Source organism: Verrucomicrobiota bacterium, from assembly GCA_016871535.1.
Lineage (GTDB): Bacteria > Verrucomicrobiota > Verrucomicrobiia > Limisphaerales > SIBE01 > VHCZ01.
The window spans coordinates 1-2,623 of sequence record VHCZ01000425.1; the positions used below are offsets into that span (position 1 = coordinate 1).

General features: G+C 59.5%; 4 protein-coding genes. 3 read left to right on the forward strand and 1 reads right to left on the reverse strand.

The features are described 5' to 3' along the window. The gene (locus tag FJ398_27100; GenBank protein MBM3841545.1) at window positions 1–216 is read left to right on the forward strand and encodes a hypothetical protein; all 216 of its coding nucleotides are present in this window, start codon (window positions 1–3) and stop codon (window positions 214–216) included. Between the two features lie 12 nt (window positions 217–228). On the opposite strand, the gene FJ398_27105 is transcribed toward FJ398_27100, so the two are convergent. Further along, complete coding sequence (locus FJ398_27105) at window positions 229–426, reverse strand: hypothetical protein (protein ID MBM3841546.1); 198 nt, start codon at window positions 424–426, stop codon at window positions 229–231. A 162-nt stretch (window positions 427–588) separates the two neighbouring features. On the opposite strand from FJ398_27105, the gene FJ398_27110 reads away from it, so the two are divergent. Further along, complete coding sequence (locus tag FJ398_27110; protein MBM3841547.1) at window positions 589–1,476, forward strand: hypothetical protein; 888 nt, start codon at window positions 589–591, stop codon at window positions 1,474–1,476. Further along, a complete protein-coding gene (locus FJ398_27115; protein ID MBM3841548.1) occupies window positions 1,473–2,447 on the forward strand; it encodes a site-specific DNA-methyltransferase in 975 nt (324 codons plus the stop codon). The genes FJ398_27110 and FJ398_27115 overlap by 4 nt, the downstream gene beginning before the upstream one ends. Window positions 2,448–2,623 lie beyond the last annotated feature (176 nt).

Genomic DNA, 2,623 nt, shown 5'->3' on the forward strand with positions numbered 1-2,623 from the left:
ATGAAATTCATCCAACCCGGGGCAGTGCGGATCGCCACCACAAACCCTCGCAAGGCCCCGGCGAATGTCGCGTTCAGGAACCCGGACGGAAGCATCGTGCTGGTCGCGGCCAACCCGCAGAGCACCAGGCGCCCTCTGTCCATGAGCTGGCGCGGCGAGGTTCTGGCGACAACGCTGCCTCCCAAGTCCGTGGCCACGCTGCAGTGGAGGCCGTGAAGATTAGGACGCTCAGAGCCCCGTTTGAGCCAACCCCGGCCGATACATGCGGATGACTGCGATGGGCGTGGCTTCGCTGCCGGAGATTTCCAGCGTGTGTTTGCCGTTGGGCAGTCCGCTGGCGAGGGTCACACGCGTTTCCACGGCCGTGTTGGTCACGCCGCGGGAGATGAACTCGTCCACGAAGCGCGGCTCGATCTTCCAGTTCACGGCAAAGGCGTCCGGCACCGACTTGATGCCGCCGAGGTTCAGCGAGTGGCCTCGGTGACCACGGCATGCTGCTCAACGCGAAGGAACCTTGAGTGTCAATGCCGTCAGCTCGCTCTTCACTTGCCTGCGGGTGTGCCTCCGCTACCATCCCGCTTCAAGCTAATGACTCCTGAGAAAAATAGCCTATTCGGCGGGGAAACTACTCCAACCAACGACGCCTTGAACGAACCCACCGGCGGCTACGGTAATCAGCGTCAATACGTCTCGAAAGTCCTCCCCGCGGCCGAGATGCGCCAACGCGAAGTCGAGAAAGAACTCCGCCATGCCTTCGGCCGCTACATCGAGACCCGCCAAATCGAAGTCATCGTCTTCGAACGAATCCCGGCCACGGATTTGGCCAGAGCGATTCTCAATCATCCGCTCATCCTCAAGCCATTGTTAGCAGCCTGCAATCTTGCAGGACGTGCGCTCAAGCGAGATCTCAAGATCGACAACATCGATACTTACGAACCGACCCTCACCAGCGCGCAAGCCAACGCCGTCGCAGGCTACCTGCTTTCCTTCCTGCCGCAATACATCGAACTCCCGGCCCTCAGCCGCATCGACCGCGTCTCGTTCATCGACAAGGAAATCAGGAAAGACAAAGGCCGCTGGGAGAAGCTCGTGTGCGAAGCGCTGAATCTTTACGGCCACGGCCCGTTCAAGAAACGCAAATTTGAAGCCGGTGGACAGGTGTTCGAGTTGGATGCGGCTACACCTGCCAAGGGCGACGTGCAGATTGGCATCGACATCAAGCGCATCGAAGCCCGGCAGGACATTCACAAGCGCTGCGACGAGATTGTGAACAAAGCCGCCAAGCTCAAAGCCGTTTTCCGGAAGTCCAAGTTCGGCGCCGTCATCTATTACCCGTTCATTCAGGAGCACCCGAACGTCACCAGCCGTTTGACCTCGCCAAACATCGATGCCGTGGTTTTTGCTTCCGGTTCTGCCGAAACAATCGAGAATGCCGTGCGCCTTCTCCTCGCGAAAGTGGAGGGCCGCAAACTATGAAACACACGGCCAACGGCCATCACGCTCTCGACGAGTTGCCCACCACGCACCGGCTTGTGCAGGGAGACGCGCGCGATCTCTCCTTCCTCCCGGACGAATCGATCCACCTGGTCGTCACCTCGCCGCCCTACTGGTCCCTCAAGCGCTACAACGAGACGGAAGGCCAGATGGGCCACATCGAGGACTACGAGGTATTTCTCGCCGAACTCCACCGCGTCTGGAGCGAAGCGTTCCGTGTGCTCGTCCCCGGTGGACGCCTCGTGTGCGTTGTGGGCGATGTCTGCCTCTCGCGTCGCGAGAACAACGGACGCCACACCGTCGTCCCGCTCCATGCGGACATTTGCGTGCAATGTCGCAAGCTGGGCTTCGACAACCTCAATCCGATCATCTGGCACAAGATTTCGAACGCCGTGTTTGAGGCGAACAAGACCAGCAAATTCCTTGGCAAACCCTACGAGCCGAACGCGATTATCAAAAACGACATGGAGTTCATCCTTATGCAGCGCAAACCCGGTGGCTACCGCAAGCCCACCGAGGAACAGCGTCGCCTGAGTGCCATCTCGAAGGAAAAGTTCGATGCCTGGTTTCAGCAAATCTGGACTCTCACCGGCGCCTCGACCAAGGAACATCCCGCTCCGTTCCCGCTCGAACTTGCCTCGCGTCTCGTCCAGATGTTCTCGTTTACTGGCGACACGGTGCTCGACCCGTTTTGTGGCACCGGCACCACGATGGCTGCCGCCCTTAAACACGGGAGAAACAGTGTCGGCGTGGAACTCGACACGGACTACTGCAAGCTGGCGGCGTCGCGCTTGATGAATGAAAACGGCTCGCTCTTTGGCCAGGCTCAGTTCCAAATCGAGTTAAAGCCGCACGCGGCAGCCGAACAATTCTCGACTTTCCGCGAAACAACCGTGCCTTACACAGTGAAAACTGGCGCGAAGCACCGTGTCAAAAAGGCCAAGAGCCGCTGACGCCAAATCCAGCGACCCAAGGTGATCGGGGTTATGGTTCCGTCACTGGCTCAGCCTGCTGCCGGCGGCGCGGCGGGAAAAGGTGATCGAGAGCCTCGTTCATCCCGAGCACGGCATCGGCATGAACTTGATGCGCCTCTGCATCGGCACTTCGGATTTCGCGCCAGGTCCGTTCT

Coding starts and splice junctions, on each gene's coding strand:
- FJ398_27100 (MBM3841545.1), top strand. CDS start 1: ATGAAATTCATCCAACCCGGGGCAGTGCGGATCGCCACCACAAACCCT.
- FJ398_27110 (MBM3841547.1), top strand. CDS start 589: ATGACTCCTGAGAAAAATAGCCTATTCGGCGGGGAAACTACTCCAACC.
- FJ398_27115 (MBM3841548.1), top strand. CDS start 1,473: ATGAAACACACGGCCAACGGCCATCACGCTCTCGACGAGTTGCCCACC.